Origin of the sequence: Bacillus sp. AFS040349 (genome assembly GCF_002577655.1) — a bacterium.
In the GTDB taxonomy this organism is placed as follows: Bacteria; Bacillota; Bacilli; order Bacillales; family Bacillaceae; genus Metabacillus.
Genome location: NZ_NUMC01000011.1, coordinates 1 through 4658, shown reverse-complemented (window position 1 = coordinate 4658; position 4658 = coordinate 1). Strand labels below are relative to the sequence as shown.

The window sequence follows — 4658 nt, the reverse complement described above, 5'->3', positions numbered from 1 at the left end:
GACACATCTTTCTGCCGGAACACCTCTTATGTCCCAATCCCTCCCTGTATCGAGACACACCCACCTCTCCAGGACCTTTTCTGTCCCGATTCCCCCTGTATTGAGACAATATTCTCTTCAGAGACACTCCCTATAAAAAGACTGTCCCTATATATCCGGGACAGTCTCCTTCTTCATTATTTAGATCTTTTTTCGTTGTGATTTCTTTCAGCCAGATCATTTCCAAAGTCTTTATCGGTGTTAATCGCATCACTTGCTTTTTTCATTTTCTCTTGCTGATTTTTATGACTGTCTCTTTTAGCCATTCTAAAATCCCCCTTTACAAAGCATTTTTCAACAATTATTGTTTGCTAAAAAATGAGAAAAGATACCTTTAGTAAAAAGAGAATTCATCTACCTAAATACCGCCAGCTAAAACAATCTCTCCTTGTGGGGTTGGTAAATCTGGCTCTTGTTCCACTGTAATGGCTATTGTATCCCAGTCTCCTTCAAGTCCCTCTAATGAATATGTTAATGTACCTTGACCGGAATCGTTCGTTTGAAAGGCCCCGGCAGGATATGGCTGCCCTCCTTCAAGAACCCATAGTTGATAAACTTCATCATCCTGGAGCTTTGGTAAGTTAGATGCTTGTAGGAGAATCGACTTCTGACCAGCTGCTGATAAAAGAGAGGCAATTGCGATGCCATCCCCTTGACCATCTGGAGGTAGTAACGTTACCTGAGATGTTGGCAAGAACTCCTCACTTTTGGAATTTTGGGTCACTTCCCTATATAAATAAACATTTGTGGCTAGTGATAATAATAAAGCAGCAGCAAATGTTGGAATTAAAAATCTCGATCTTCCGCTTTTCTTTTTCAGTTCTACTACTTGAAGTTCTGAAACTTTTTCATGACTATCTTCAATTACCGTACTTTCGGCATATATATTCTCAAGAACTCTTGCTTTCATTCCTTTTGGAACATCAATTTGTTCAGAAAGGTAAGGTAATTCTTCCGTTAAACTCATTAACTCTTCCAACTCTTGCTTACAAGTCGAACAACTTTCTAAATGGGATTCAAATTCCTCTAATTCTTCATCTGATAATGTTCGATTGTAATAATCAATTAAAGAGATACACTGTTCATTTGTCATGTGATGTCCCTCCCTTCCTTACCTAGCATGTTTTTTAAGTGTTTTAATGCAATCCAAATCCTGCCCTTAACAGTTCCAAGCGGAATCTCACACTGATCCGCTATCTTTTGCTGACTTAATCCTTTAAAGTAAAATAATTCAATAATTTGCTGCTGTTCTATTTTAAGATTTAACATGGCCTGTTGAATTTTTTCTCGTTGTTCTTTCTGTTCTATCTTTTGCTCTGTAGAAGCTTCATCTACAACTAATGAGTCTTTCTCAATTACTTTTTCATGCGTATGTCTCTGGCGTTTTCTAATTTCGTCAATTGCTTTATTTCTTGTGATCGTTAGAAGCCATGAAGAGAATTTCCCTTTTTTCTCATCATAAAGATTTGTTCCATTCCACAGCTTCATAAAAACATCCTGGATAATCTCCTCTGACAAGGTCGTATCCTTCGTTATTCGATAAGCAAAAGAATAAACAAGTTTTTCGTAACGATCATATAACTGTTCAAAAGCAATGCGATCTTTATTGGCAGCTTTAGCATATAACGATGCATCATCCTTCTCGATCATATGAATCTCCTTTATGTTGTTTTTCTAAGAATAGCATATTATCAGATTAGCTTAATAGATATTGTGCTTTTATGATCTTAATAAGAGAACGATTACTCTATTGATTTAGATCATACAAATTTTAATAACTCTTGTATATTTTTGGTACCTTTAGCAAATAAATGATTATGTTGATTTATTTACTATATAGGAGGCTGACCATTGAAAAAGGATCATTCATATAATGAAGAGTTTGGAGCTTCTAATGATGAATCATTAGATAATAGTAAATCTGGAAATGAGCAAGATGATACATTAACAACCCGCCAAGGGCATCCTGTTATGGATAATCAAAATATCCGTACGATCGGTGACCGTGGTCCTGCCACACTTGAAAATTATCACTTCATTGAAAAAATTTCACATTTTGATCGTGAAGAGGTACCAGAGCGTGTTGTACATGCACGAGGATCTGGTGCATTTGGATATTTTGAAACCTATGGAAAAGTTGGCGATGAGCCTGTAGAAAAGTATACGCGCGCAAAAGTATTTTCTGGAGCTGGGAAGAAAACACCATTAATGGTTCGTTTCTCTACAGTAGCAGGAGCTAAGGATTCTCCTGAAACAGCACGTGACCCACGCGGCTTTGCGGTTAAAATGTACACTGAAGAAGGAAACTGGGATCTTGTTGGGAACAACCTTAAAATTTTCTTTATTCGTGATGCAATGAAGTTTCCTGATATGATTCATGCTTTTAAAGCAGATCCAGCTTCAAACGTTCCAAATCCAGAGCGTATGTTTGATTTTGTTTCCCGTACACCTGAGGCAACACATATGATCACATTCCTTTTCTCACCATGGGGCATTCCAGCTACATACCGCCATATGCAGGGATCTGGTGTAAATACATATAAATGGGTTAATGCAGAGGGCAAGGCAGTGTTGGTGAAATATCACTGGGAGCCTAAGCAAGGTATTCGAAATTTAACTCAAGAAGAAGCTGACTCAATTCAAGCAAAAAATGTTGGGCATGCAACACAAGATTTATATGAGGCCATTGAGAGCGGAGATTATCCTGAATGGGAGCTTTTTGTTCAGATCATGGAGGATGATTACCATTCTGAACTCGATTTTGATCCTCTTGATGATACGAAACTTTGGCCAGAGGATAAGTTCCCATGGCTACCTGTAGGACGTATGGTGTTAGATCGTAATCCAGTGGATTTTCATGCTGAAATTGAACAAGCAGCTTTTGGTACAGGAGTTCTTGTTGATGGTATGGACTTTTCAGATGATAAAATGTTACAAGGTCGTACCTTCTCATACTCAGATACACAACGCTATCGTGTTGGAGCAAACTATCTGAAATTACCTGTGAACGCACCTAAAGCACCTGTTCGCACAAATCAGCAACGTGGACAAATGGATGTGCGTGACCCGAAAGAGTCCGGAGATAATCCTCATATTAACTATGAGCCATCAATGCTCGGCGGTTTTAAGGAAGCAAGTAGAGAAGGTCGTGCACCACATCAGCCAACATATAATGCTGCAGCAATGAGTGCACCAATTGATCGACCTAACAACTACGGTCAAGCTGGTGACACATACCGCAGTTTTGAAGAATGGGAGCGCGATGAATTAATAAAAAACCTTTCTGAAGCACTTGCAGCATGTAATAAAAAAATTCAAGATGCGATGATTGAACACTTTACACAAGCTGATGAAGATTATGGGCGTCGTGTGAAGGAAGGCATTGAAATGAAAATAAAAGAAATGAAAGAAATGAGTATGGGTGAAGTCCCAGGTCGTGAATCAGGCACGTCAAAATATGGCCAAGGTGGACTAGGTTCATTAGCTGCAAATGAAGCTACAAAAGACGCTGTAAAGAAAAGTCACGAAGCAGATCCTTATTAAGACTAAATGAAAAAATGGGTCAGTTCCCTCTGTTGGGAACCGGCCCATTTCTTATTTATCAGCTGGATAAACTAAGCCAATTTGCTTACGAGCAGCTTCAATTACTGTAGCTGTTATTAAAGAGTTTTGATGAGAATTTATTTCTGATTGATGCTTACCTTGAGTAACAAGTTCAATAAATTCTTTAGCTTCATAATACATGCTTTCAGTATCCTGAGACTGCGTCAGATCCTCTACTGTTCCATCTTTATATTGAATCTTCACACTCTCAGGTGTATGTATTTTATCAATAATGATACTACCATTTTCACCTTGTATTTCCGAAGGAACATATGAATTCGTAATTTTTGAATACATGATAACCGCATCCATCTCATCATATGTGAGTAGGATACTTCCTTCTCCATCAACACCTGACTCAAGCATATAGCTTGAGGATTTGACTTCCTTTGGTTCTCCGAATAAAGTAATTGCAGGATATATACAATAAATTCCGATATCCATTACAGAGCCATTTGAAAACTCCGGCTTAAAGGCATTTAATACAGTACCTTCTTTATATTTGTCATAGCGTGAAGAATATTGGCAGTAGCTTGCAAAATAACGTCTTACTTTTCCAATCTTATGTAAGTTTTCTTTTATAGCTAAGAAATTTGGTAATAGAGTCGTTTTTAATGCTTCCATTAAGACAACATTATACTTATTTGCAGCCTTAATCATTTCACTTACTTCATTTTCATTAGAAGCTATAGGTTTTTCACACAATACATGCTTACCTTTTTCCATACAAAGAATCGCTTGAGAAGCATGCAATGAGTTTGGACTTGCAATGTACACCGCATCAAATTTATCGCTGCTTGCGAATTCCTCTAATTCTGTATATATATGCTCAGCAAGGTGTTTGTCTGCAAACTCCCTTGCTTTTTCAGTTGTTCTTGAGTATACAGCTGTTAAAGAAAAACCTTCTACTTTTTTTGCAGCTTGGATAAAACTTTCTGTAATCCAATTTGTTCCGATAATACCGAATCGAACCATACTTACCCCTCCAATATGTACTTCGTATTGTCAAAACTTCT

At 37.7% G+C, this 4658-nt stretch carries 5 protein-coding genes; 1 reads left to right on the top strand and 4 read right to left on the bottom strand.

What is annotated here, in order from left to right; translation table 11 throughout:
• Positions 1–176: 176 nt before the first annotated feature.
• The 3 genes from COD11_RS27340 to COD11_RS02825 all read right to left on the bottom strand — a co-directional run bounded on the left by COD11_RS27340 (position 177) and on the right by COD11_RS02825 (position 1689).
• On the bottom strand, positions 177–305 hold the full coding sequence (locus COD11_RS27340) for a hypothetical protein (RefSeq protein WP_255301522.1): 129 nt from the start codon (positions 303–305) through the stop codon (positions 177–179).
• A 92-nt stretch (positions 306–397) separates the two neighbouring features.
• Complete coding sequence (locus COD11_RS02830) at positions 398–1132, bottom strand: anti-sigma factor (protein ID WP_098795245.1); 735 nt, start codon at positions 1130–1132, stop codon at positions 398–400.
• Complete coding sequence (locus tag COD11_RS02825; RefSeq protein ID WP_098795244.1) at positions 1129–1689, bottom strand: RNA polymerase sigma factor; 561 nt, start codon at positions 1687–1689, stop codon at positions 1129–1131. The genes COD11_RS02830 and COD11_RS02825 overlap by 4 nt, the downstream gene beginning before the upstream one ends.
• 201 nt (positions 1690–1890) lie before the next feature.
• Between COD11_RS02825 and COD11_RS02820 the strand changes: the two genes are divergently transcribed.
• Positions 1891–3582 carry a catalase gene (locus COD11_RS02820; RefSeq protein WP_098795243.1) on the top strand — a complete coding sequence of 564 codons (1692 nt, stop codon included), beginning with the start codon at positions 1891–1893 and terminating at the stop codon, positions 3580–3582.
• Positions 3583–3633: 51 nt separating this feature from the next.
• Here COD11_RS02820 and COD11_RS02815 read toward each other — a convergent pair whose 3' ends face one another.
• Complete coding sequence (locus COD11_RS02815; RefSeq protein WP_098795242.1) at positions 3634–4617, bottom strand: Gfo/Idh/MocA family protein; 984 nt, start codon at positions 4615–4617, stop codon at positions 3634–3636.
• Positions 4618–4658 lie beyond the last annotated feature (41 nt).

Bases quoted from the DNA above. Each gene is read 5' to 3' on its own strand.
- COD11_RS27340 (WP_255301522.1), bottom strand. From the start codon at position 305: ATGGCTAAAAGAGACAGTCATAAAAATCAGCAAGAGAAAATGAAAAAA.
- COD11_RS02830 (WP_098795245.1), bottom strand. From the start codon at position 1,132: ATGACAAATGAACAGTGTATCTCTTTAATTGATTATTACAATCGAACA.
- COD11_RS02825 (WP_098795244.1), bottom strand. From the start codon at position 1,689: ATGATCGAGAAGGATGATGCATCGTTATATGCTAAAGCTGCCAATAAA.
- COD11_RS02815 (WP_098795242.1), bottom strand. From the start codon at position 4,617: ATGGTTCGATTCGGTATTATCGGAACAAATTGGATTACAGAAAGTTTT.